Genomic DNA, 23264 nt, shown 5'->3' with positions numbered 1-23264 from the left:
CTCAGACCCCCGCCGTCTCGAACGCCCCGGGACGCTCGAGCACCGAATAGCCGCGCCTGTAATTGCCGATGAAGACCTGGATCGAGCGCAGAAGCATCAGCACGAAGCCAGCCAAGACGGCGTAGAAGAACCAGCGCCGCGGCAGGTTGACTGTGACCATGCGCTCATGCGCCACGATCGTGACGTAGCGCCACATCAGCCATGTTCCGTAGGCGAAGAATGCAATGCGGATAATATCGACGGCGAGCGCCAGCCAGCGGCCAACGCGCTCCGGCAGATAGTGGTAAAGCACATCGACATGGATATGGCGCGAAAGGCGCACGCACATGGCGGCGCCGAGAAAAACGACGACGACGAGCGCGTTGATGGCGATCTCCTCGGTCCAGGCAAGGCTGTTGTTCAGCGCATAGCGGGTGAAGAACTGCAGGAAGACACAGACGACCATGCCCCAGAACACGGCAAGCGTGATCCAGTCCTCGATACCGTGGTCCGACAGGTCGACGTGTACCGGCACCTCCTCGAAGGCGTGGGCGATCTCTTCGACGGTGATCTCGGTGTGGTGTTCCTCGGCCATTGGCGCGGGCTCCCGAAGCTGGTGGTCGTCAAGGATTGGAAAGGCCGTCCGGCACAATTTCAAGCCGGACGGATGGCAGGTTAAAGCGGCGAATCCGATTGCCGCCCTATCCTCTTGATTGAGCATCCGATTTCCCGATGCCCTATTTGATGGCGCGGATCGCTTCCCAATCGGCCTTGTTGTAGCCGAATTCCTCGAAGGTGACCTTCTCCAGCACATTCTTCTCGAAGTCGGCACGGTCGACATCGGTTACGCTGATGCCGCGGTCCTTGAATACCTGCACCAGTTCCTTTTCGCGGGCGACGATCTTCGCCGTGGCGCGGGCGGCAGCCTCCTGCATCACCTCGGTGAAGATCTTCTTGTCCTCGTCGGAAAGCGAGGCCCAGCGCGACGCCGATATGATGGTGTTGAGATGATCGACGATATGGCCGGTGAGCACGATGTTCTTCTGCACCTCGTAAAATTTCTTCGCCTCGATGGTGGTCAGCGGGTTCTCCTGGGCCTCGACCGTGCCGTTCTGCAGGGCGAGATAGACCTCGGCGAAGGCAATCGGCGCGGTGTTGGCGCCGCAGGCACGCGGCATGGCTAGATAGGCGGGCACGTCGGGGACGCGCATCTTCAAGCCCTGCATGTCGGAGCACTTGGCGATCGGCCGGTTCGAGGTCGTCTGCCGCGTTCCATAATAGGTGGTGGCGGCGATGTGATTGCCGGTCTTGTCCTCGTAGCCCTTGGTCAGGGCCTTGTAGACGTCGCTCTTGGTGTATTTCAGCAGATGGTCGGCATCGCGGAAAGTGTATGGGAAATAGGTGACGCCGATCGGTGGATATTCGCGCGCTGCGAAGCTCGATCCGGAAATGATGATATCGACGGTGCCGAGCATCAGGCCCTGGTTGATGTCTGCTTCCTTGCCAAGCTGCGAGGCCGGATAGACGTCGATGGCGTAGCGGCCCTGGGTGCGCTTCTTGATCTCGTCGGCCGCCCACACGGATTCGGTGTGGAAGGGCTCCGTCGTCTCGTAGACATGTGCCCATTTCAGGACCGTTTCCGCCGAGGCCGACGCCATGGGTATGGCAATTGCGGCGATCGCACCGAGCAGAACTGCGTATTTTCTCAGCATCTAATTCCTCCCTGGTTGGATTTGACGGCCGGATCTCCCCCCGGCCAACTGCTATTCCGCAACCTCCTTGGCTGCGGCTCTCTCATCGAAATTGCGTGAGAATCTGATTTGCGACTGGCGCAGATGCTGCTGCATGGCGGCCTTGGCCCGCTCGGGGTCGCGCGCGGCAATCGCATCGCGCACGGCACGATGCTCCTTTGCCGCTATCTGCCAGGAATCGTTGGTCTCGAAATAGATCGACAGGCGTTCGAAGTACGGGTTCATGCGCTGGTCGAAGAGCTCGCCGATGAAGCGCACCAGCACCGCGTTCTCGAGAATGCCGGCGACTGCAGTATGGAATTCCCGGTCGAGCGTAATGGTCATCTTGTTGGGGTGACGCATGGCCTCCATCCGGCGCAGCACGTCGTCGAGCCGTTCGATATCTGCAGGCCGGACGTGGAGAGCAGCTTCGGCGGCGATCGCGCCTTCGACGAATTCGCGCGCGCGCAGCAGCTCGAACGGGCCTTCCTCGATTTCGGGTTCGGAGGCGGGGGCGCTCGGCGGATCGGTGACGTAGATGCCCGAGCCGACGCGGATGCGTATGCGGCCTTCGACCTCCAGCGCTATCAGCGCTTCACGGACCGTCGGGCGGGAAATTCCGAGCTGGTCGGCCAGATCCCGCTCGGTCGGCAGACGGTCGCCGACGGAAAACTCGCCGGCATCGATCAGTTGCCTGAGCTGATCGGCGACCTGTCGGTATAGCCGGCGTGGTTCAACGGCCTGGATCGGCATGCGTGTTTAGTTCCCTCCCCGGCTCGCCCCTGGTACATTGGTCTGACCCATTGACCGCAAGCTTAGACAGACCATGCAGAGAGTCAAGCTCGACAGAACCGCGGCCCGCGCACCGGAAGGCGGCGGCATTCGGCAGGCATTCCATGCGTCAGCGCCGTCCTCCGCGAATGACCAGGACGTTCCCGGCGGCGACGAGGACGAGCCCGATGATCGCGTAAGCGGTCCAGGCATAGCCTTCCAGCGCCGTGGAGATCAAAAGCGCAAAGACGGGAAATATGACGGTCGCATAGCCGGCGCGGGCGCCGCCAATGCGTCCGAGCAGCGTCAGGTAGGCGGCGAAAGCCATGACCGTCGATATGACGGCGAGGAAGACCAGCGAGCCGATATAAGAGGCGGTCGTCGCGAACACGAACGGCTCACCGAGCAGGAAGGCCAGGAACGCCGACCACAGAGTGCCGTAGAGCATGCCCCAGGCGCTGGTTGAAACGAGCGGCAGGCCGCGGCGCTGGTTTGCGACGGAGACGAGATTACCGGCGCAGAAGCTCAGCGTGCCACAGAGGCACAGCAGAAGGCCCACCAACGTCCTGCCTGAAAGCCCGTTCGCGGCAATTTCGGGAAAGAACATCAGCGCTATGCCGGCGAAGCCAATAACGCCGCCGGCGAGAATGCGCGGCGCCGGGCGCTCGCCGATGACCAAGGCACCGAGCAGCATGTTGATGACCGAGGCGAGCGAGAAGACGACCGAGAGCAATCCGCTGACGAGATAGCCGGCGCCGTAATAGAAAAACAGGAAGTTCGATGAGAAGATGAGGATGCCGAGCACAGCAAAGCGCAGATGATCGGTGATCGGAAAGCGGAGCCGCCCGCCGGAAAAACCGGCCCAGGCAAACATCAGCAGCGTGGCGATGGCGAAGCGCCAGACCAGATTGACCTCGTTCGATACGCCGCTGCCGACCTGAAGTTCGATCGCGAACCACGATGCGCTCCAGGCGATGACCGTCAGCGCGTAAAGCCCGTAGTCGACGGGTTCGAAGGGGCGGTCGCGCGTCGTCGTGCGCTTTTCCGCGGTAGCCGGCTCCGGGGCGCCGTTTGGTTCTCTTGTTACCGACATGCTGGCCAAGACTCTTCCGCTCATAAGGCGCTTATAGACCAACCGTCCGCCTTCGCCGCTTCTGACCCCAGACGACGAGACCGAGCAACAGCAGTGCCGGGATGGCGAACCAATAGCGCGACGGCCGTTCCGCAGGGACTAGCACCTGATTGATTTCGTCGCCCGGCTGCAGGCCGAATTTGGCCGCCTGGCTGCCCAGTCGCACCACGCCGACCGTCACGTTATCGCCAAGCGCACTGACGTCCAAGCCCGCGGCCTTCAGGCGTTCGGCCGATGAATTTCCAGGCCCGAGTTGTAGTCGCACCAGCTTCGATATCTCATCGCCGTTGAGGTTCAGTGTCGTCAGGCGCAAGCGAACTGCGCCCCCCTCGGCTGTCTCGTCGACGATACGGCCGAGTTCGGAGGCAGGCACTGCCCGATAGGGTTCGCTCACCTGATCGAGCAAGAGTCCCGGCCTGAACAAGATGAAACAGGCCAGCAGCAACGCAATCGTCTCGTACCAGCGGTTGCGCACGAGCATCCAATTCTGCGTCGCTGCTACAAACGAGACCATGGCCAGCGTCGACGTCACCACCATCGCGACGAAGTCGAACGGACCTTCGAGATCGATCATCAGCAGTCCGGTGTTGAAGATGAAGATGAACGGCAGCAGGCCGGTACGGATCTCGTATTTGAAACCCTGAATCCCGGTCTTCACCGGATCGGCGCCGGAAATTGCCGCAGCAGCATAAGCCGCCAGCCCCACTGGCGGCGTCACGTCTGCCATCAGCCCGAAATAGAAAACGAACATATGGACGGCGACCAGCGGCACGGCAAGATCGTTCTGCGCCGCCAAATCGACGATGACCGGCGCCATCAAGGTGGCGACGACGACATAGCTTGCAGTGGTCGGCATGCCCATGCCGAGAATGATGCAGATCACCGCGGTGAACAAGAGCATGACGATGAAGCTGCCGCCCGAGATGAATTCGACCAGCTCGGTCATCACCAGCCCGATGCCCGTGAGCAGAACCGTGCCGACGATGATGCCGGCCGTCGCAGTGGCAATGCCGACCGTCGTCATGTTCCGTGCAGCGGCGGACAGGCCACCGACCAGATCGTCGAAACCGCGAAGCCAATGCCGTGCCAGCGCACGGTCCTTGCGGAAAAAGGCGGTGAGCGGCCGTTGCGTCACGATCAGCGCCATCAGGGCGACAGCGCCCCAGAATGCCGACAGGCCGGGCGACAGCTCCTCCACCATCAGGCACCAGATCAGCAGGATCACCGGCAGCAGAAAATGCAGGCCGGTGCGCGCCGTCTCGCCGAAATGCGGAATCCTTACGATCTCGCCCTCCAGATCCTCCAGCGGCAGGTCGGGATAGCGCGCACGGTAGGCGACAAGGCCGATGTAGACGGCGATCAGCGCGGCAGTGATCATCCAGGTCGCGGCCGCGCCGAAAACGATCTTCGTCCAGCCAATGCCGTAATAGACAAGCCCTGCGAGGACGATGAAGCCGCATATGCCCATCAGCCCACGCAGCGCACCCTGAAATGCGGAGTGCGTGCTGCGTGACGGCAGGCCCTTCATCCCCGTCTTCATCGCCTCGATATCGACGATGTAGAACAACGAGCCGTAGGTCAGCAGCGCTGGATAGAAGGCATGCTTGACCACCTCGGCATAGGAGATGCCGACATATTCCGCGATCAGGAACGCGGCGGCGCCCATCACCGGAGGCATCAGCTGACCATTGACGCCGGCCGCGCATTCGATGGCGCCCGCCTTGACCGCAGAATATCCGACCCGGCGCATCAGCGGGATGGTGAAGGTTCCGGTGGTCACGACATTGGCGATCGACGACCCAGAAATCATGCCGGTCAGGCCGGAAGCCACGACACCGGCCTTGGCCGGACCGCCGCGGTATTTGCCGAGCAGCGAGAAGGCAAGCTGGATGAAAAAGCCGCCGGCGCCGGCGCGCTCCAGCAATGTTCCGAACAGAACGAACATGAAGACGACATTGGTGGACACACCGAGGGCAACACCGAAGACCCCCTCCGACGTCAGCCACATCTGCGAGGCTGCGCGCGATAACGTCGCGCCCTTGTGGCCGAGCAGGCCAGGTAGGTGAGGCCCGGCGAAGATATAGATCAGCATGATCGCCGCGATGACGGTGATAGCAGGCCCGACGGCGCGACGCGCGGCCTCGAGCAGGATGAGGACGCCGGCGATCGAGACGACCAGGTCAGCCGTAGTCGGAAGACCCGGCCGATGGGCGATATCGCTGTAAAAAACCAACAGATAGAGGGCGGACGCCGCCCCGGCGATGCCTAGCACCCAGTCGGGCGGCGGCACCCGGCTGCGCGACGAGGTCTTGAAGGCCGGAAACGTCAGCATCGCCAGAAACAGGGCGAAGGCCAGATGAATGGAGCGGGCGATGCCGTCGCTGACAACTCCAAAATTGAGCATGAACGGAAGGGGCGAGGCATACCAGAGCTGGAACAGCGACCATGCCAGCGATACGCCGAGGATCAGCTTCGCGGTGCGGCCGGTCGGCTTGCGCCCACCGGTGTCGGCCTCGGCGACGATCTCGCTGAGCTTGTCAATGTCGATAACGGGTTGGTCAGGCGCTGCCGCCCGCTGGCTTTGATCTGTCATCGTTCCCCACAATTATTTGCGATGCGAGGTGCCCGTTGCGCCTCGCATCGGAGGCCTCAGAGCCAGCCCTTTTCCTTGTAGTAGCGCTCCGCGCCCGGATGTACCGGCGCCGACAGACCGGTCTTGATCATCTCCTTGGGATCGAGATTGGCGAAGGCCGGATGCAGTTTCTTGAAGTCGTCGAAATTTTCGAAGACCGACTTCACCAGTTCGTAGACCACCTCATCGGGCGTGCTGGCGTTCGCCACGACAGTGGCGCGGACGCCGAATGTCTTCACGTCGTCCGGATTGTTGGCGTACATGCCGCCCTTGATGGTGGCGACTGAAAAGTAGGGATGGGCTGCTAACAGCGCGTCCACTGCCGGACCGGTCAGTGGGATGAGTTTGGCGCCACAGGCCGTGGTCGGATCCTGGATCGCGGCGGAAGGATGACCGACGCCATAGAAGAAACCATCGATCTTGTTGTCGCACAGCGCGCTGCCCTGCTCGTCCGCCTTCAGCTCAGCGGCAAGCGAGAAATCGCCGAGCGTCCAGCCAATCTGCTTGAGCAATTCCTCCATCGACGAGCGGGTGCCTGATCCGGGATTGCCGACGTTGAAGCGTTTGCCTTTGAAGTCCTCGAATTTGGTGACGCGGGCGTCCGGCCGCGCCAGCACGGTAAACGGCTCGGGATGGACGGAGAACACGGCCCGCAGATCCTTGAACGGCTTGCCGTCGAAATTTCCAGTCCCCTCATAGGCCTGGTACTGGACGTCCGATTGGGTCAAGCCGAAATCGAGGTCGCCGGTCTGGATGGAGTTGACGTTGAAGACGGAACCGCCGGTCGACTCGGTCGAGCATCGGATGCCGGTTTTCTGCCGGTCCTTGTTCATCAGTCGGCAAATGGCGCCGCCCACAGCGTAGTAGACGCCGGTGACCCCGCCGGTGCCGACCGTGACGAAGCGCTGCTCGGCTCCGACGGATGGCAGCGCCAGCAGCATGCAGGCCGCCGCGCCGATCAGGGTTTTCATCGAACTATACATGGTTGCTACCTCTCTGGTGGTTGTCCCGGCCCGTCGCCGATGACGCGTTGGAATTGGGTTGAGGCGATCCGCGTCGTGCGGGTCAGGCCGCTGAAGCGATCGCAGCGTCGATCGCCTCACCGAGCCGTTCGACGATCCGATCGATATCCTGTTTGGAGATGATGAAAGGCGGCGCCACAAGCACATGAACGCCGCGCACACCGTCAATCGTCCCGGCCATCGGGTAAATCATCAGGCCGCGGGCCATTGCTTCGCGCTTGATGCGGGCGTTGAGTTCAAGCCTCTGGTCGAACGGCTCCTTGGTGGCGCGATCAACCACCAGCTCGATTCCCCTAAACAGACCCCGCCCGCGAATGTTGCCGACGTGATGGTGGTTATCGAAGCGTTGGTGCAGGCGTTCGTCCAGCTGCGCGCCCATTGCGCTGACGTTGTCGAGCAGACGGTCACGTCGGATGACCTCCTGCACGGCAAGGCCGGCCGCGGCCGCCATTGGATGCCCCATATAGGTATGCCCATGCTGGAAGAAGCCCGAGCCTTGGGCAAAGGCGTCGAAGATATGCCTGCCAAGCAGCACCGCGCCAATCGGCTGGTAGCCGCCGCCGAGCCCCTTGGCGACGGTCAGCAGGTCGGGAGTGATGCCGTCCTGTTCGCATGCATGCAGCGTGCCGGTACGGCCCATGCCGCACATCACTTCGTCGAGGATGAGCAGCACGCCGTAGCGGTCGCAGATCGCGCGAATGTGCTTGAAATAAGCGGCAACCGGCGGCACGGCGCCGAGTGTGGCACCCACCACCGGCTCGGCGACAAAGGCGATGACCTCGTCCGGGCCGAGTTCGAGGATCTTGTCTTCGAGCTGCTGGGCGGCGCGCACCGCATAGGCTTCGTCGCTTTCGCCATGCTTTTGATAGCGATAGGCATAACAGGGGTCGATGTGATGGGTCTCGATCAGCAACGGCCTGAATTGGGCGCGCCGCCATTCATTGCCGCCGGTGGCGAGAGCACCGAGCGTATTGCCGTGATAACTCTGCCGGCGTGCGATGAGATGGCGCCGTTGCGGTTCGCCTTTCTCGACAAAATATTGCCTGGCCATCTTGAGCGCGGCCTCGACCGCCTCCGAGCCGCCGCTGACCAGATAGACATGGTCCAACCCTTCCGGCGCGTCCTCGACCAGCCGATCTGCCAAGCGCTCCGCCACCTCGGTGGTGAAGAAGCTGGTGTGGGCGTAGGCGATGCGGTCAAGCTGGGTGTGCAGTGCAGCGATCACGTCGGGATGACCGTGGCCGAGACAGGACACGGCGGCGCCGCCCGACGCGTCGATATAGGACTTGCCCTCGGCATCGAACAGTTCGATGCCTTGGCCGCGAATGGCGACCGGCAGCGTCGAGTGGATGGTTCGATGAAGAATGTGTGTCATCGACGGTCCCTCATGGGCATTTTCTTCGGCGGACGTTGGTTGAGATGGGTCTTGAGGGCGGCGCCCTGCTCATCGAAACGTCGCAGCGACTCAACGGCGCCCTCGCCTGCCTGCCCTGCGACAAGAGCGCCGAGGACCTCCGCAACGATGAAAGCTGGCGTCATGGTGTGGAAAAAGGACGGGCTGCCCGTCGGCACGATGACCAGGTGATCGGCAAGCAGCGCCAAGGGCGCTACCCCGCTGTCGGTGACCGCAACGATCGGTACGCCGCGGCCGGCAGCATACTCGACAAGCTCGATGGTGAAGCGCGTGTAGGGCAGGACGCTGGCGGCGATCAGCACGTCGTCCTTGGTCGCGTGGGCCAGAGCGTCGCCGTCGGTTCCGCCGATGCCGTGCAACAGCACCGACTTCTCGCCGATCAGCGACAGGATGTAATGCAGATGCCAGGCCACTGCGTGGCTCGAGCGCAGGCCGAGGCAATAGACACGCCTTGCCGCACTCAGCGCCCTGGCCGTGCCGACCAGACGGTCGATCGACCTGCTTTCGGCGAGATGGGCAAGCTGGCTGGAAATTGAATCCAGAATATCGGCCGCCAGCGCGTGGTCGCCCTTGAGCTTTTGGTTGGCCACCTGGAGGCCCGCCTTGCCGGCAAAACCGATTTCGCCGTCCCGGATCGCGGCGGCGTAGATATCGCGTACGGTCTCGTAGCCATCAAGGCCGAGATGCTGGGCCAGCCGCGTCATCGTGGCCGGCTGCACTCCCGCGTGCCGGGCCTGCTCGCGCATGGACAACAACGCGACATCATACGGCTTATCAAGGACATAGCGCGCGGCGGACCGAAGCTGCGCCGACATGCCGTCGAAGGCACTGACGATCTGTCCAGCAAGCTCTCCCTGGTCCATGGATATTGCTAGCTCGCCAGACCAGCGATTGCAACGTCTGTTTCAGTGTGGTCAAAGATTGATTCATATGAATCTTGTAACTCACAGAGCGTCTCCATGAAGCCGGCCCATGGTCTCGATCGCGTCGCCATAGCTGTCGCGCCGAACGGGGGACGTCGCAGCAAGGCCGACCATCCGGCGATTCCGCTGACACCAGCCGAACTTGCGCGGACGGCCGCGGAATGCGCCGATGCCGGTGCGGCTATGATCCACGTCCATGTCCGCGACAGAAGCGGCAATCATCTGCTCGACGCCGACGCCTACCGCCAGGCGATCGCCGCCATCCGCGGTGCCGCCGGCGACCGCTTGGTAGTTCAGATCACTTCCGAAGCACTCGGTATCTATTCGCCGGCCCAGCAGATGGCCGTCGTACAAGATGTGAAGCCGCAAGCTGTCTCCCTGGCGCTTCGCGAAATCGTTCCTGATGCCGGATCGGAGCTCGCATTCGCGCGCTTCATGGCCTGGCTGCGCACCGAGGGAGTAGCGCCGCAGATCATCCTCTATTCGCCCGAGGAGGCCGTCAGGCTTTCGGACATGCAGCAGCGCGGACTGATCCCCTGGGCAAGCATACCGGTTCTCTACGTGCTGGGCCGCTACACGCCGGGACAGACGTCCGTTCCTGCCGATCTCCTGCCATTCCTCGCGGCGAACACGCCGCGCTTCGACCATTGGAGCGTCTGCGCCTTCGGCCGCAACGAAGCGGCGTGCGTGATCGCCGCCGCGTTGCTTGGCGGCCATATCCGGGTCGGCTTCGAAAACAATCTCTTCCTTCCGGACGGCAGAATAGCTTCGTCCAACGCCGAACCGGTAGCGACGGTCGCACGCATACTCGCCGACTGCGGCGTCAAGATCGCCTCGGCCGCCGAGTTGGCGGCTCAATGGAACGCGCCGTTTCGTTCCATATGACAAACCAAAGCCTATTTTCGGCGGCAAGCTCGCGTAAGGCATAGAGAGGCGGCTGCAATGTCATCGCCACGGAAGAACGACGTGTCCCCGCCTACGGCGCGGCGATTGCAACAACAGTGCCGGTCGTTGTAACCATTCCGGCCGCTTGATTTTGGAGGAGACGCAGCATGGACCGATTCACCGGCGGGTGCCTGTGTGGCAACGTCCGAATTGTCGCGTCGGGGCGCCCATACCGGGTCGGCCTTTGCCACTGTCTCGACTGCCGCAAGCATCATGGCGCCCTTTTTCACGCTTCCGCGATATTTCCTGAGGATGCGGTGACGATCGACGGCGAAACACGCGACTATGCCGGGCGGTTTTTCTGTCCGCGCTGCGGCTCGACGATTTTCGGACGCACCGCCGACGAAATCGAAGTGAACCTGGGATCCCTGGATGCGCCTGACCAACTGATGCCGACCTACGAAAGCTGGATCATCCGTCGCGAGTCCTGGTTGCCGCCGTTTCCGCTCACCAGACGATACGAGCGCGATCGTGACGCCACGGGTCGCTTTGAGGAATAGGTCGCACGAACGGTGCGACGGCGCCGGCGCGTCACTCCGGAAGGCCGGCCTTGCGGAAGCCGTCAACGAAATGCTCAAGCGTCCCAGCGTCGCGGAATGGCTCCGTCGTCGCCCAGTGCCGGGTTGTGAAATGCGGGTTGCCGACGAGGAACAGTTCGACCTCTGCACGCGCCTCGTCGAGCCGGCCGAGTTGGGCAAGGCTTGCCGCCAGGAAACGGCGTGAGCTTGTACGATAAGTCTCGTCCCTGCGCAGTGTCTCGACAGCAGCCTCGTATTCGCGGGCCGCGTATTGCGCCTGCCCGAGCGTCAGATAATACCAACTTGCCGGAAACGGGTTCAGCCGGAAGGCCTTGCGGATGTGCTCAAGGCCCTCCTCGACCTGCCCCGCCAAGATCGCGATGTCGGACAGTGCCGCCCAGGCATCGGCCTCGTTCGGGTCGAGCTCGATGGCCTTGGCGAATTCCGCATCCGCCTCGGCGAAGCTGCGCTCGTAGGCAAGCAGGTAAGCCAAGACCCAGCGGCACCCGGCATCGTTGGGGTCGATCGCCACGGCTTTGCGCGCCAGCTCTAAAGCAACGCTACGGGATGTTTCGGTTGGTCCGCCGGAATGCACCAATCCCATCCAGTGGTTCATGGCAAGCCAGCGATAGGCCTCGGCATATTCCGGATCGAGCGAAACCGCGCGGGTGAGCATCAGATGCGCTTCCCGCGCCGTCTGCGGCGAATCATCCATCAGCTTGCGCGCGCGCACACACAGATCGTAGGCCTCGAGATTTTTGGGCCGATTGCGCGGCGGTGGTGCGCGTAGCCGGCCGAGCAGCGCCTCGACGATCTTGCCGGTGACCTCGTCCTGAACGGCAAAAATATCTTCCAGGCTGCGATCGAAGCGTTCCGCCCATAGATGATCGCCGCTCGCCGCGTCGACCAGTTGTGCATTGATGCGCACCTGCCCGGCGGCGCGTCTTGCGCTTCCCTCCAGCAGGTAGCGCACGCCAAGCTCCTCAGCGATCCCGCGCACGTCCATCGCCTTTCCTTTGTAGGCAAAGGCCGAGTTGCGTGCGATGACGAACAGGCCGGAGATCCTCGACAGGTCCGTGATCAGGTCTTCGGTCAACCCATCGGCGAAGGATTCCTGCTCGGGATCGTTGCTGACATTAACGAAGGGCAGCACGGCTATCGATGGTTTGCCGGGCAGTGGCAAAGGTTTTCGCTTGGCGCCGCCGAGCTGTTCGACGGCGCCCGTGAAGCGGTAGCCGATGCGCGGAACCGTGACGATCCATTCACCGCCGTCGGCGGCCGGACCAAGCAGCTTCCGCAGCAGCGCTATCTGGACGGTAAGGTTGCCCTCCTCGACGGCGGTGCCCGGCCACGTCGCGTCCATCAACTCAGCCTTGCTCAGGATTTCGCCGGACCGTCCGACGAGCGCCGCAAGCAGCTTTAGCCCGCGGTAGCCAACGGCAACGGGGACACCGTTCCGGAGGAGCGTTCCCGCGCCCGGATCAAGCGCGAACGGTCCAAAGGCAAAGCGCGATCCCTGCATACGGCGCATCTATAGCCCGTTTGGAAGTTTTGAGAACTATTTGGGAGAGCTTAATTACGGCGCTGTTCGTATCCTGCAGAATTGCTCCTCTTTCAGGTCGAGGGTCCTCCCAAATCGTATTGGACCTCAAACCATATGGAGGTTTGCCATGAACGATATTCCTACCTTTGCCTCGGGCCAGCATAAGGCAGCTCGGCTGGCGGAAGTGTCGCGTCGGCACCACAGCCTGGCGACGCTGCGAAACATTATCGCGGCCTGGCGCGAGCCGACACGCTTTCGCTGGGACCTCAAGCGATTGGCGGAGACCAATCCCCATCTGATCGACGATATCGGTCTGACGAGACGACAGGCCGAGGAAGAGATCGCCAAGCTGCCCTTCTGGCAGCGATAGGCGAATGCTGCAAAGACACGGATCGCCAACGACCGGCGGCTGATGGCAGATGAAGACGAAGCCGCCGCCTCGAAACGATGATCACAGGCTAGTGGTCGCGGCGACAATCAACCCGCCCAAGACGGCAACATTGATGGTGAAGCCGGTACGAAGGGCTTCGCGTTCATAGCCGCTGTAGCGCCAGAAATTGAGCGCCATGAAAGACGCCGCGATGGTGAAGACGGCCAAAGCTGCGGCGGGAAAGGGTCCACCAAGGCCCGTTGCGAGGCAAAAGCCGCCGCCGATCTCAAGCACCGATCCGGCCGCGAGAAGAGGCTTGGGAGCAGGAAAGCCCCGTTCGGCCAGGGACGCTGCAATCGCCCGGAATCTGAGGAAATGCTCGGCGCCTGCCCAGATAAAGACGCCGCCGAGCAAAACCACTCCGAGGTGGTGGAGGACCGCGATCATTCCTTGGTGCCGTCTTCGGTGTAAACCGCTAGCTCGTAACCGTCCGGGTCCGCAAAATGAAAGCGCCGGCCGCCGGGGAAGCCATAAATCGGCCTGACGATCTTGCCTCCCGCTTGCTCGACACGCTTGACCGTTGCCGGCAAATCATCGGCATAGAGAATGACGAGCGGGCCTCCTCCGGACCTCGCTGGGCCAGCCGCAAAGCCGCCTGACAAGCGCCCGTCGTTGAACTCGCAATATTGCGGGCCGTAGTCAGTGAAGGTCCAGCCGAAGGCCTTTCCGTAGAAGTCGCGTGACCGCTGAATGTCTTTCACGTTGAATTCGACGTAGTCGATCCGTTGGTCGTTGTTGTTGCTCATGACGCATACCTCTCGTGTGATGTACGACACCGAAAGATAAGCACGTATCTCGCTTGCCGGATTGAACAAAACGGCCATCGACGTATGAGCAGCAAACGGCGCTGCCGATGGCGATGCACGTGACATCACCCCTCATCTGCCCTCTTCGTTCCGGCCGGAAGAAAACAACCGATTCTTGCAACCGTTCTCGATTGGCAGACGTTGTCGGTCGTGCAGATTGTTGTCTCGAGCGACGGCCGGGCGCAGCCGCTGCGCCGTAGGTTCACCGCCGCTAATCCGAAGGGGAGCGAGATGAGCGATCCCGTCCCAGCGCAGGCAACGGGCACATTTCAGCAACGTCCAGTGTCGGCGCGGCTTCGCGGGACCTTCGCTTCGGTGTGGGTGCATCGAATGGACCCGGCGGGCCCACCGCCAATCGTCGTCATGCCCGACGCAACGATCGATCTGCAATGGATCGGAGGCAGCTTCCGAATTGCCGGACCTGACAAGGAGCCGCAGACCGAGGTTCTAGCGGCGGACGAGGTCGTGATCGGCTTGCGCTTCCATCCTGCCACGGCGGCGGCATGGCTCGGCGTGCCGCAAATCGAGCTGGTCGGTCAGCGGCTGTCGCTCGACGATTTGTGGGGAGCGCGAGCTCGGCGCCTCGCCAGCCGCGTGCGCGCCAGCGACAATCTCGAAGATCTGGCCTGCTCGCTCCAACAGGTCGTCGCCGAGGAGATGGCCTCCGACGCCCCAGACGTTCCCATGCAGGCGGCATATCGCTTGATCGAGCGCGCTCCGCCACCCGACGCGCCTCTCGTCCCTTGGTTGATGCGCGCCCTCGAGATGAGCGAAAGGACGTTGCGCCGGCGCTTCGACGAGAGCTTCGGCTATGGCCCCAAGACGCTTGAACGTATCCTCCGCTACCAGCGCTTTCTGCGGCTTTCGAACCAATCGAACAGCACTACGGCCATCCTGGCAGCCGAGGCGGGCTATTCCGACCAGGCGCATCTTGTTCGCGAGAGCCGACGCCTGACAGGAAGCACCCCGCGACAGATTCATCACCTGCTGCACGGCGAGTGAAACCTCGGCGCGTTCTTCGACTTGGCGGCACGCTTTTGGCCGTTTTGTTCAAGTCTTCACTGTCGCCCGACTTTATCCTGGTGTCTCCGACAACCAGAGGAGACTGCCATGAAACCGCGCATTTCGGTTTTGACGATCGCTGTCGCCAACCTCGAGAGTTGCCTCGTGTTCTACCGCGACGGCCTCGGCTTGCCGACGGAAGGGATCATCGGCCGCGAATTCGAGCATGGCGCCGTCGCGTTCTTCACGCTGTCCGGCGGGTTGAAGCTCGCGATCTGGGCTCAGGACGACCTCGCCTACGACACCGGCCTGCCCAAAGCGCCGATCAGTTCGACCTCGTTCACAATCGGCCACAACGTTGTGCGCCGCGAGGAAGTCGATCAAGTGATGGATGAGGCCGCCCGTGCCGGAGCCGAGATCATCAGGCCTGCCCGGGACACGTTCTTTGGCGGGTATGCCGGATACTTCCGCGACCCGAACGGACACCTGTGGGAGGTCGTCTGGAACCCCGCCAACATACCGAGTGAGGATCCTCTTTAGGGCGGCGCGGACCTGCAGTATCGAACGGCGTTAGTCATCCCCAGTGCTGGCAAATTCTGTCGGCATCGGGGCGGGCGGCCATGCTTTCCCTGGCAAACGAAGCCAGCTCGACGGCAGTCCACCAGTCTTAAGGGGCTGATTGTGTAGCTTTATCCAGATTCGCCTCGCCTGCATGGCGCATCATGCGGCGGAAGCTCATTGAGATATGCGCCCGCCTTATGTGCCCTATGGACTCCCAGTCGCCGATCTCGGCGGCGGCAAGGACCTCTTCCATTTCGCGGCGGAACGCGGTGAATTCCTCGACAAGGCCCAATTGCGGCATCAGCTTCAGGACGACGCGCGCAACCTGAAAATACAGGCGCTCGCTGATCTCGCGCAGTGGCTGGTTGCCGGTCATCGCCGTGAGCTCGTAAAAGAAGTCCATGTTGAGGCGCAGGAAAGCGCGCTGGTCGGGATTGAGTATATCGGCATCGCAGCGCGCGATGAGCGCCCGTATCCGGTCGAGGTCGTCCGCCGTGCGCGGGATCGGTGAAAGCTTGCCGACGAGGAGCGCCAGCTCCAGGCGCAAATGATAGACCTGCTGCAATTCCTCGATATCGACGTCGGTGACGATCGTGCCGACGCCGTGGACGGATTGAACCAGACCCTCGGATTCAAGGCGCGCCAGGACACGCCGGACCGGCGTGCGGCTGATCTCGAATTCCTGGGCAAGTTCTTCCTCGGACAGACGGCTTCCCGGCGCATAGACGAGCAGACAGATGCGGTCGCGCAATATCCGGTAGATGCGCTCGAACCGCTCTCGCGCGGAGAGCGGGCGCGGCGGCGCGGCGGTCACCGTCGTGGGCGGCTTGGCCTTTGTCTCGATCGTCACCCAGCCTCCAGGACAGCGTGCAGGAATTGCCGTGTCCGCTCGTTCTTGGGAGCACCAAACAGTTCGCTTGGCGGCCCCTGCTCGCAGATCTTGCCTTGATAGAAGAAGCAAACGCGGTCGGAAAACTCCTTGGCGAAGCCCATCTGGTGGGTGACCATCAGCATGGTTAGATCATGCTCGCGGCCGATCTGCCTTATCACCTGCAGCACTTCGCCGACAAGCTCCGGGTCGAGCGCAGACGTCACCTCGTCGAACAGCATGATCTTGGGCCGCATGGCAAGCGCCCTGGCGATGGCGACACGCTGCTGCTGGCCGCCGGAAAGCTGTGACGGATAGTGGTCCTTCTTCTGGGCCAGACCGACCAGCTCCAGCAGCTCCGCCGCTCTTGCCTCGGCGTCCGCCCGCTTCATGCCGAGCACCGTTATCGGCGCCTCGATGCAGTTCTGCATCGCCGTCATATGCGGAAACAGGTTGAACGACTGGAACACCATGCCGATCTTGGCGCGGATTTTACGGATATGGGCGAGATCGGCGGGAACAAGCTTGCCGTTCCTCTCCATATGGGTCAGCGGCTCGCCTTCGACCCAGATGACACCGTCATTGATCGTTTCCAGCGTCATCAGCATGCGCAACACCGTCGTCTTGCCCGAACCCGACGGACCGATGACGGAGACTTTTTCGCCGCGCGCTATTTCGAGATTGAGCCCGTCGAGAACGGTTAACGTGCCGTAGCGTTTCGATACATTGTCGAAGCGGACCATCGGTTGTTCCGTCATCGCGTGGTCCTCCGGTTGAGCAGCTCTTCGAGGGAGCGGATGAGCGCCGCCGAAACCAGGCTCATGGCAAGGAAAAACAGGCCGACCAGCGTGATCGGCTCGGTGTAGCGGAACGTTTCGGAGCCGATGATCTTGGCAGTCTGCATCAGTTCCATCACGGCGATTGCGGAAAGCAACGGCGTCTCCTTGAACAAGGCCACCAGATAATTGCCGAGCGCCGGAACGATCGGCGGGATCGCCTGCGGGATGATGATGTCGCGAAACGTCGTCCAGGACGAGAGATTGAGCGCGATCGAGGCTTCCCACTGGCCGCGATGGATGTTGTCGAAACCGGCGCGATAAACCTCCGAGCAATAGGCGGCGTAGTGGATACCGATGGCCAGCACCCCGGCGGTGAAGGCGTCGAGCACGACACCGAATTTCGGAAAGACGAAATAGAGAAAGAATATCTGGATGAGCAGCGGGGTCGAGCGGATCAGCTCGACCAGCACCGAAATCGTCCAGCTGGTCCATGGCACGGCGATGCGGACGACCGCCAGCACCAGGCCGAGCGAGGCCGCAAGCGCAAAACCGATCAGCGTCGCCTCGATGGAAATGATGGCGGCGCGGGCGAGCACCGGCAGGATTTCCAGGGCAAATCCCCAATCCCAGATCATGCCGCCTTCCCCCGCGCCAGTCCGAGCGACGCCCGCCTTTCGAGAAGCCGCATGCCGATGGTCACAACCAGCGACATTGCCAGGTACATCAAAAGGACGAGGGTGAAGATCGGAATGGTCTTGAACGTGTTCTGGTTCATTTGCTGCGCCTTGAAGGCGAGGTCCGAAAGCGTGATCAGCGAAACCAGCGCTGTCGATTTCAGAAGCTCGATGAACAGATTGCCCCAGGGCGGGATCATCGCGACAAAGGCCTGCGGCAGGATGATCCGGCGCAACATCTGTGGGCGGCTCATGTTCAATGCCGTACACGCTTCCCACTGCCCGCGGGCGACGGACTGGATCGCGCCGCGCACGCACTCCGATCCGTAGGCGCCGACATTCAGGCCGAGTGCGAGCACTGCCACCACGAACGCGTTGATCGTGACGCCGAATTGCGGGAGGACGAAAAACAGCCAGAACAATTGCACCAGCGCCGACGTTCCGCGAAAGATCTCGACATAAACCGTGGCCAGCCATCTGAGCGGCGTTGGACCGTACATCCTTGCAAGTGCTGCAAGCACGCCCATGATAATTGCGAGCAGGCTGCCGAGGACGGCGATCTCGACTGTCAGGACCGCGCCTTGCAGCAGCCCCGGCATGAACATTCGGTAGCTTTCCTGTGTTGCCAAGGCGCCGATCACGACGAGCGCGATGACCAGCATGGCAACGAGCGTACGGATACCCATGCGATTCCCCCGGGGAAAAAGGGCGGCGCTTTCGCGCCGCCAGCAGTTGGGAACCTATTTGCCAGCACAGAGCTCTGCGGTCGTCTTGTTGGGGAGATAGTCCTTGCCGAAGCCGAGTGGCTCGACCAGCGCGATATGCTCCGGCGAACCGAGGAACTTCTTCAGCTCGGCGTTGAACGCCTCCTGCAGGTCGGTGTCTTCCTTGCGGAAGCCGAAGCCGCCATGACCTTTCACCGACTTGCCGGCGACCTCGCCGAAGGGCTTGGTCGATTCGACGCCGTCGGCTTTCTTGGCCATGTCCGCGATCGAAAGAGCGGTCAGTGCGGCAGCGTCGGCGCGGCCCGACTGGACGGCGGCGACCAGGCTGGACTGGTCGGGCAAGGAGACGATCTGCCCACCGGCAACGCCCGCTTCCTTGGCGAAGCCGCCTTCGACGGCGCCGGCCATCACGGCAAGCTTGAGATCCGGATTGTCCTTGATGCTGGAAAAATCCTTGATGCCTTTCGGATTGCCTTTTGCCACCAGCATAGCCTCGCCGATGCCGTAGGACGGCTCGGAGTAGTTGATCTCAGCGCAGCGCTTCGGAGTGATGAACATGCCGGCGGCGATGATGTCGAAGCGGCCGGCCTTGAGACCCGGAATGAGCGAGCCGAATTCGGTCAAAACACCGTCGACCTGCGGTATGCCCATCTTGGCGAGCACCGCCTTGGCGACTTCCGGCGCTTCGCCGGTCAGCTTGCCGTCTGGCGTGGCGTAACCGAACGGCGCCTCGTTGGCGAAACCGACGCGGATGTAGCCGTCCTTCTTGGCCCGTTCGAGGGTGGTTTCCGCGTGAGCGGACAGCGACGTCAATGACGTCGCGGCGAGCGCGATGCAGGCAGCCGCTTTCACGACCATGCGGCGCGATATCGATGATTTGAGCATGCTTTTCTCCCATTGAACAACTGTGGATGGTTCCCAGGGCGCGGCCTTCTTCGAGGTCGACGCCTGCTTGATCAGACGTATACAACTGCCCTAGACATTTCGCAAGCAGAGATATAGAAACCATGTAAATTCGGCGCTAATTCGTAGTTATCCAACAAACTTGACGTCGAGTTGTGCACAATTTCGCCTGGTTTGCCCATTTACAAGAGGGCAACAGCGTACCCAGAAGGCAGGACTTCGGTGGCGACCGCGAACGAGTTCGGGACATTCACGCAAGCGGAGTATGGGCAGCGCCTGGCCGGCGTGAAGACACGCATGCAAAAAGCCGGCTTCGATCTCGTCGTCTGTCAGGATCCAGCCAACATGTGCTGGCTGACCGGCTATGACGGATGGTCGTTCTACGTTCCGCAGTGCGTGCTCGTCCATCTGGAGGAGGACCGGCCGATCTGGTTCGGCAGGGCGCAGGATGCCAAGAGCGCACGCCTAACCACCGGCCTGCCCGAGACAAACATCGTGCCGTTCTCGGAACGGCTGGTGCAGCAGCCGGTCGAACACCCTTATGACGAACTCGCGCAACTGATCCGGTCGCGCGGCTGGGGAAAGGCCCGCATCGGCGTCGAGATGGACGCGCATTATTACACTGCGCGCTGCCACGCCCACCTTGTCGAGGGGCTGCCCGACGCGCACTTCGCCAACAACCACGATCTCGTCAATTGGGCGCGGCTGGTGAAATCCGAAGCCGAGCTGGTGCTGATCCGCGAGGCGGGTGCGATCTGCACGCATGCAATGAACCGCGCCATCGAGAAAATGCGACCCGGTGTGCCTCAGAACCATGTCATTGCGGAAATCTATCACGCACAGATCATGGGCGTGCCCGGAGCTGGCGGCGACTATGCCGCGATCTGTCCGCTGATGCCCGTTGGCGAAGGCACCAGCACGCCGCATCTGACGTGGTCCGACGCGCCGCTGCCGGACAGCGGCCTCGCCATTCTGGAGATCGCCGGCGTGCGCCGCCGCTATCATGCAGCCCTGACCCGGACGGTACATTTCGGCAAGCCGCGGCAAGCCATCCTCGACATGGCCAAGGCGATCGTCGAGGGCGTCGACGCTGGCCTCGAGAAGGCGCGCCCCGGCAACACCGCCGAAGAGGTGGAAGCCGTCTGGCAGGCAGTCCTGCGGAGGAACGGACTGAAGAAGGAAAGCCGCGTCGGCTATCCGGTCGGGCTCGCATACCCGCCCGATTGGGGTGAACGCACCGCAAGCCTTCGTCCCGGCGACACCACCGAGATGCAGCCTGGGATGTGCTTCCATTTCATGGCCGGCGTTTGGCTCGACGATTTCGGCATCGCCATCTCGGAATCGTTCGTCGTCACGGAACGCGGCGGCGAACGCCTCTGCGATGTGGCGCGCGAACTCATCGTTATCGATTGACATGGCGGCCGGGAAGCCGGCTGCCGAAAAGACCATGCCTGCCACCAAGCCGGCAACAAGCACGAGGACGCCCGATGGACCGTAATCCCTTTTCCGAAGCCGAAATCGCCGGCCGCCTTGCCAAGGTCCGTACTACACTGGCCGAGCGTGAGCTCGACGCGGCGGTCTTCGCCTCGCCGGAGAACGTCTTCTATCTCACCGGGCTCGATCACTGGGGGTATTTTGCCCCTCACCTGCTGATCGTCCCGCTCCAGGGAAAACCTGTCCTGGTCACCCGCTCGATGGAAAAGGTGACCATCGAGAAGCGGGTGAAGGCAGCGGAATTCCGTGGCCACTCCGACAGCGAAACGGCGGCCGACCTTGCCGCGCGGGTGCTTGCGGAGCTCGGCCTGTCCAGCAAGCGGATCGGCCTCGAATACTGGACGGCCGGCCTTAGCCATGGACTTGCCGTAGCACTCCAGATGCAAGCGGATGCCAAGTGGAGCGACGTCTCCGGTCTGATCGACAAGATGCGGCGGGTGAAGAGCGCCGAGGAACAGGTGCTGATGCGGCGCGCCGCAAAGGTGACGGACGCCGCCGCCGGTGCCGCGATCGCCGCGATCTCGGATGGCGCTTCCGAACAGGAGGTCGCCGCCCAATGTGTTGCGGCAATGATCCGCGCCGGCGGTCATGCGCCGGGCTTCGGACCGTTCATCCGCCCGGCCGCGCGCCTGGGTGAAGAGCACACGACCTGGGGCGACGGGATCTACCGCAGGGGCGAGCCGGTCTTCGTCGAACTGTCCGGCTGCATCTCACGCTACCACGCGCCGCTCGGCCGGCTCATTCGCATCGGCCACATAAGCGACGAAGACGCCACAATGGCGGCGGTGACCGCCAAGGCGTTCAACGCTGTCGTCGAGGCGCTGCGGCCGGGCGCCAAGGCGCGCGATGTCTACGCCGCCTGGCAGGCCGTCGCCGACGAGGCCGGTCTTTCCCACTATCGCCGCCATCACTGCGGTTACCTGGTTGGCGCTGGCCAGCCGCCATCATGGACCGGCGGCAATTCGGTGACCGGCTTGAGGCACGATTCCGACCTTGAGATCGAGACCGGGATGAGCTTCCACATCCTGTCGTGGCTGATGGGAACCGGTCGCGGCGATGACTTCGTCTCCAACACGGTGCTTTTGACCGACGCGGGTGCTGAAGTGCTCACCCGCACGCCGGCCGGCCCGATCGTTCGATAGGCCCGCACGTATGGCGCGCTACTCGGCACTCTCGATTTTCCGCAACGCGCTGTCTGGCCAGAAGAATTGGCAGCGCGCCTGGCGGGCGGCGGAGCCAAAACCGTCCTATGACGTGATCGTCATCGGCGGCGGTGGACACGGCCTCGCCACCGCCTTCTACCTTGCCGATAACCACGGTATCCGCAACGTCGCGGTGCTCGAAAAGGGCTATGTCGGCGGCGGCAATGTCGGCCGCAACACCACCGTCATCCGCTCCAACTACCTGCTCGACGGCAACACCCAGTTCTACGAATTCTCGATGAAGCTCTGGGAGACCATGTCGCGGGTGCTGAATTTCAACGTCATGTTCTCCCAGCGCGGCCAGCTCGTCACAGCGCATTCGGCCGATCAGCTCGACGGTTTCAGCCACCGCGCCAACGTCATGCGGCTGAACGGCATCGATGCCGATATCCTCGACCGCGAAGAGGTGCGCCGGCTGGTGCCCTATCTCGATTTTTCCGACACTGCCCGCTTCCCGATCCATGGCGCCATCTTCCAGGGCCGGGCGGGCACGGCACGCCACGACGCCGTCGCCTGGGGCTATGCGCGCGCCGCCGATAGCCATGGCGTCGACATCATCCAGAACTGCGAGGTGACAGGCTTCCTCCGCGACGGCGACAGTATCGTCGGCGTCGAAACGACGAAAGGCCGGATCGGCGCCGGCAAGGTCGGCCTCGCTGTTGCCGGGCATACATCCGTGCTCGGTGCCAAGGCCGGCCTTGAACTGCCGATCGAAAGCCACGTCCTGCAAGCCTTTGTCACCGAACCGCTGAAGCCGCTGGTAGATCACGTCGTCGCCTATGGCGCCGACCACTTCTATGTCAGCCAGTCCGACAAGGGCGGGTTGGTCTTCGGCGGCAATCTCGACGGCTACAATTCCTACGCCCAGCGCGGCAATCTCGGCGTCGTGCGCGAGGTGGCGGAGGCGGCGATTGCATTGATGCCGTGTATTTCGCGCGTCCGCCTGCTGCGCCACTGGGGCGGCGTCATGGACATGACCCCCGATGCCAGCCCGATCATCTGCCCGACGCCGATCGACGGCCTCTATCTCAACGGCGGCTGGTGCTATGGCGGCTTCAAGGCAACGCCAGCTTCCGGCTGGTGCTTCGCCCACACGATCGCCACCGGCAAGCCGCATCCCTTGATCGCGGCCTACGGGCTCGATCGTTTCCGCACCGGCCACACGCTCGATGAGGCCGGCGTCGGCCCTTCCGCTTGGCTGCAATAGGAGG

The 23264-nt window shown here is 62.6% G+C and carries 24 protein-coding genes; 8 read left to right on the top strand and 16 right to left on the bottom strand.

The features are described from left to right. Position 1 precedes the first annotated feature (1 nt). The 8 genes from X760_RS43655 to X760_RS43625 form a co-directional block, all read right to left on the bottom strand. A complete protein-coding gene (locus X760_RS43655) occupies positions 2 to 574 on the bottom strand; it encodes a TRAP transporter small permease (protein WP_023717040.1) in 573 nt (190 codons plus the stop codon). Between the two features lie 142 nt (positions 575 to 716). Beyond that, complete coding sequence (locus tag X760_RS43650; RefSeq protein WP_245278509.1) at positions 717 to 1637, bottom strand: sialic acid TRAP transporter substrate-binding protein SiaP; 921 nt, start codon at positions 1635 to 1637, stop codon at positions 717 to 719. Positions 1638 to 1742: 105 nt separating this feature from the next. Beyond that, positions 1743 to 2462 carry a FadR/GntR family transcriptional regulator gene (locus tag X760_RS0136945; protein WP_031193403.1) on the bottom strand — a complete coding sequence of 240 codons (720 nt, stop codon included), beginning with the start codon at positions 2460 to 2462 and terminating at the stop codon, positions 1743 to 1745. 148 nt (positions 2463 to 2610) lie between these two features. Next, a complete protein-coding gene (locus X760_RS43645) occupies positions 2611 to 3573 on the bottom strand; it encodes a DMT family transporter (RefSeq protein ID WP_023717038.1) in 963 nt (320 codons plus the stop codon). Between the two features lie 31 nt (positions 3574 to 3604). Further along, positions 3605 to 6205 carry a TRAP transporter permease gene (locus X760_RS43640; RefSeq protein ID WP_023717037.1) on the bottom strand — a complete coding sequence of 867 codons (2601 nt, stop codon included), beginning with the start codon at positions 6203 to 6205 and terminating at the stop codon, positions 3605 to 3607. Positions 6206 to 6261: 56 nt separating this feature from the next. Continuing rightward, entirely contained in the window at positions 6262 to 7215 is a 954-nt protein-coding gene (locus X760_RS43635; RefSeq protein WP_051409598.1) for a TAXI family TRAP transporter solute-binding subunit, read from the bottom strand. 94 nt (positions 7216 to 7309) lie between these two features. Next, complete coding sequence (locus X760_RS43630) at positions 7310 to 8641, bottom strand: aspartate aminotransferase family protein (protein WP_023717035.1); 1332 nt, start codon at positions 8639 to 8641, stop codon at positions 7310 to 7312. Continuing rightward, complete coding sequence (locus X760_RS43625; RefSeq protein ID WP_023717034.1) at positions 8638 to 9543, bottom strand: MurR/RpiR family transcriptional regulator; 906 nt, start codon at positions 9541 to 9543, stop codon at positions 8638 to 8640. The genes X760_RS43630 and X760_RS43625 overlap by 4 nt, the downstream gene beginning before the upstream one ends. A gap of 96 nt (positions 9544 to 9639) precedes the next feature. On the opposite strand from X760_RS43625, the gene X760_RS43620 reads away from it, so the two are divergent. Both X760_RS43620 and X760_RS43615 read left to right on the top strand, forming a co-directional pair. Beyond that, a complete protein-coding gene (locus X760_RS43620) occupies positions 9640 to 10488 on the top strand; it encodes a 3-keto-5-aminohexanoate cleavage protein (RefSeq protein ID WP_023717033.1) in 849 nt (282 codons plus the stop codon). A gap of 167 nt (positions 10489 to 10655) precedes the next feature. Continuing rightward, positions 10656 to 11048 (top strand): GFA family protein, encoded by a 393-nt coding sequence (locus X760_RS43615; protein ID WP_023717032.1) that lies wholly within the window; start codon positions 10656 to 10658, stop codon positions 11046 to 11048. Positions 11049 to 11079: 31 nt separating this feature from the next. Here the strand turns inward: X760_RS43615 and X760_RS43610 are convergent, their stop codons facing one another. After that, complete coding sequence (locus tag X760_RS43610) at positions 11080 to 12588, bottom strand: winged helix-turn-helix domain-containing protein (RefSeq protein WP_023717031.1); 1509 nt, start codon at positions 12586 to 12588, stop codon at positions 11080 to 11082. Between the two features lie 148 nt (positions 12589 to 12736). Here X760_RS43610 and X760_RS43605 point away from each other — a divergent pair, with 148 nt between their 5' ends. Continuing rightward, entirely contained in the window at positions 12737 to 12979 is a 243-nt protein-coding gene (locus tag X760_RS43605) for a hypothetical protein (RefSeq protein ID WP_023717030.1), read from the top strand. A gap of 81 nt (positions 12980 to 13060) precedes the next feature. Here the strand turns inward: X760_RS43605 and X760_RS43600 are convergent, their stop codons facing one another. Both X760_RS43600 and X760_RS43595 read right to left on the bottom strand, forming a co-directional pair. Beyond that, positions 13061 to 13399 (bottom strand): DoxX family protein, encoded by a 339-nt coding sequence (locus tag X760_RS43600; RefSeq protein WP_245278508.1) that lies wholly within the window; start codon positions 13397 to 13399, stop codon positions 13061 to 13063. A 23-nt stretch (positions 13400 to 13422) separates the two neighbouring features. Continuing rightward, positions 13423 to 13785 (bottom strand): VOC family protein, encoded by a 363-nt coding sequence (locus X760_RS43595; protein WP_031193399.1) that lies wholly within the window; start codon positions 13783 to 13785, stop codon positions 13423 to 13425. A gap of 525 nt (positions 13786 to 14310) precedes the next feature. On the opposite strand from X760_RS43595, the gene X760_RS43590 reads away from it, so the two are divergent. Together X760_RS43590 and X760_RS43585 are read left to right on the top strand one after the other, a co-directional pair. Continuing rightward, complete coding sequence (locus X760_RS43590; protein WP_245278499.1) at positions 14311 to 14847, top strand: AraC family transcriptional regulator; 537 nt, start codon at positions 14311 to 14313, stop codon at positions 14845 to 14847. A 108-nt stretch (positions 14848 to 14955) separates the two neighbouring features. Next, the gene (locus tag X760_RS43585) at positions 14956 to 15387 is read left to right on the top strand and encodes a VOC family protein (RefSeq protein ID WP_023717026.1); all 432 of its coding nucleotides are present in this window, start codon (positions 14956 to 14958) and stop codon (positions 15385 to 15387) included. A gap of 127 nt (positions 15388 to 15514) precedes the next feature. Here the strand turns inward: X760_RS43585 and X760_RS43580 are convergent, their stop codons facing one another. Genes X760_RS43580 through ehuB form a run of 5 tightly spaced genes read right to left on the bottom strand, consistent with a single transcriptional unit; the run spans position 15515 to position 19339 of the window. Beyond that, on the bottom strand, positions 15515 to 16258 hold the full coding sequence (locus X760_RS43580; protein ID WP_023717025.1) for a GntR family transcriptional regulator: 744 nt from the start codon (positions 16256 to 16258) through the stop codon (positions 15515 to 15517). After that, positions 16255 to 17034 carry an ectoine/hydroxyectoine ABC transporter ATP-binding protein EhuA gene (gene ehuA / locus X760_RS43575; protein WP_023717024.1) on the bottom strand — a complete coding sequence of 260 codons (780 nt, stop codon included), beginning with the start codon at positions 17032 to 17034 and terminating at the stop codon, positions 16255 to 16257. The genes X760_RS43580 and ehuA overlap by 4 nt, the downstream gene beginning before the upstream one ends. Continuing rightward, the gene (gene ehuD / locus X760_RS43570) at positions 17031 to 17690 is read right to left on the bottom strand and encodes an ectoine/hydroxyectoine ABC transporter permease subunit EhuD (protein WP_023717023.1); all 660 of its coding nucleotides are present in this window, start codon (positions 17688 to 17690) and stop codon (positions 17031 to 17033) included. The genes ehuA and ehuD overlap by 4 nt, the downstream gene beginning before the upstream one ends. Then, positions 17687 to 18415 (bottom strand): ectoine/hydroxyectoine ABC transporter permease subunit EhuC, encoded by a 729-nt coding sequence (gene ehuC, locus X760_RS43565; protein WP_023717022.1) that lies wholly within the window; start codon positions 18413 to 18415, stop codon positions 17687 to 17689. Before ehuC ends, ehuD begins: the two co-directional genes overlap by 4 nt. A 54-nt stretch (positions 18416 to 18469) precedes the next feature. After that, a complete protein-coding gene (gene ehuB / locus X760_RS43560) occupies positions 18470 to 19339 on the bottom strand; it encodes an ectoine/hydroxyectoine ABC transporter substrate-binding protein EhuB (protein WP_023717021.1) in 870 nt (289 codons plus the stop codon). A 240-nt stretch (positions 19340 to 19579) separates the two neighbouring features. On the opposite strand from ehuB, the gene X760_RS43555 reads away from it, so the two are divergent. The 3 genes from X760_RS43555 to X760_RS43545 all read left to right on the top strand — a co-directional run bounded on the left by X760_RS43555 (position 19580) and on the right by X760_RS43545 (position 23260). Continuing rightward, the gene (locus X760_RS43555) at positions 19580 to 20770 is read left to right on the top strand and encodes a M24 family metallopeptidase (RefSeq protein ID WP_023717020.1); all 1191 of its coding nucleotides are present in this window, start codon (positions 19580 to 19582) and stop codon (positions 20768 to 20770) included. A gap of 74 nt (positions 20771 to 20844) precedes the next feature. After that, positions 20845 to 21993, top strand: coding sequence for a Xaa-Pro peptidase family protein (locus X760_RS43550; protein WP_023717019.1), 1149 nt, complete (start codon positions 20845 to 20847; stop codon positions 21991 to 21993). A gap of 10 nt (positions 21994 to 22003) precedes the next feature. After that, the gene (locus X760_RS43545) at positions 22004 to 23260 is read left to right on the top strand and encodes a sarcosine oxidase subunit beta family protein (RefSeq protein WP_023717018.1); all 1257 of its coding nucleotides are present in this window, start codon (positions 22004 to 22006) and stop codon (positions 23258 to 23260) included. Positions 23261 to 23264 lie beyond the last annotated feature (4 nt).

Source organism: Mesorhizobium sp. LSHC420B00 (assembly GCF_000503055.1).
GTDB lineage: Bacteria > Pseudomonadota > Alphaproteobacteria > Rhizobiales > Rhizobiaceae > Mesorhizobium.
The sequence above is the reverse complement of the archived record's forward strand: the minus strand, read 5'-3'. Positions and strand labels throughout refer to the sequence as shown.

Coding starts and splice junctions, on each gene's coding strand:
- X760_RS43655 (WP_023717040.1), bottom strand. CDS start 574: ATGGCCGAGGAACACCACACCGAGATCACCGTCGAAGAGATCGCCCAC.
- X760_RS43650 (WP_245278509.1), bottom strand. CDS start 1,637: ATGGCGTCGGCCTCGGCGGAAACGGTCCTGAAATGGGCACATGTCTAC.
- X760_RS0136945 (WP_031193403.1), bottom strand. CDS start 2,462: ATGCCGATCCAGGCCGTTGAACCACGCCGGCTATACCGACAGGTCGCC.
- X760_RS43645 (WP_023717038.1), bottom strand. CDS start 3,573: ATGTCGGTAACAAGAGAACCAAACGGCGCCCCGGAGCCGGCTACCGCG.
- X760_RS43640 (WP_023717037.1), bottom strand. CDS start 6,205: ATGACAGATCAAAGCCAGCGGGCGGCAGCGCCTGACCAACCCGTTATC.
- X760_RS43635 (WP_051409598.1), bottom strand. CDS start 7,215: ATGAAAACCCTGATCGGCGCGGCGGCCTGCATGCTGCTGGCGCTGCCA.
- X760_RS43630 (WP_023717035.1), bottom strand. CDS start 8,641: ATGACACACATTCTTCATCGAACCATCCACTCGACGCTGCCGGTCGCC.
- X760_RS43625 (WP_023717034.1), bottom strand. CDS start 9,543: ATGGACCAGGGAGAGCTTGCTGGACAGATCGTCAGTGCCTTCGACGGC.
- X760_RS43620 (WP_023717033.1), top strand. CDS start 9,640: ATGAAGCCGGCCCATGGTCTCGATCGCGTCGCCATAGCTGTCGCGCCG.
- X760_RS43615 (WP_023717032.1), top strand. CDS start 10,656: ATGGACCGATTCACCGGCGGGTGCCTGTGTGGCAACGTCCGAATTGTC.
- X760_RS43610 (WP_023717031.1), bottom strand. CDS start 12,588: ATGCAGGGATCGCGCTTTGCCTTTGGACCGTTCGCGCTTGATCCGGGC.
- X760_RS43605 (WP_023717030.1), top strand. CDS start 12,737: ATGAACGATATTCCTACCTTTGCCTCGGGCCAGCATAAGGCAGCTCGG.
- X760_RS43595 (WP_031193399.1), bottom strand. CDS start 13,785: ATGAGCAACAACAACGACCAACGGATCGACTACGTCGAATTCAACGTG.
- X760_RS43585 (WP_023717026.1), top strand. CDS start 14,956: ATGAAACCGCGCATTTCGGTTTTGACGATCGCTGTCGCCAACCTCGAG.
- ehuA (WP_023717024.1), bottom strand. CDS start 17,034: ATGACGGAACAACCGATGGTCCGCTTCGACAATGTATCGAAACGCTAC.
- ehuD (WP_023717023.1), bottom strand. CDS start 17,690: ATGATCTGGGATTGGGGATTTGCCCTGGAAATCCTGCCGGTGCTCGCC.
- ehuC (WP_023717022.1), bottom strand. CDS start 18,415: ATGGGTATCCGTACGCTCGTTGCCATGCTGGTCATCGCGCTCGTCGTG.
- ehuB (WP_023717021.1), bottom strand. CDS start 19,339: ATGCTCAAATCATCGATATCGCGCCGCATGGTCGTGAAAGCGGCTGCC.
- X760_RS43550 (WP_023717019.1), top strand. CDS start 20,845: ATGGACCGTAATCCCTTTTCCGAAGCCGAAATCGCCGGCCGCCTTGCC.
- X760_RS43545 (WP_023717018.1), top strand. CDS start 22,004: ATGGCGCGCTACTCGGCACTCTCGATTTTCCGCAACGCGCTGTCTGGC.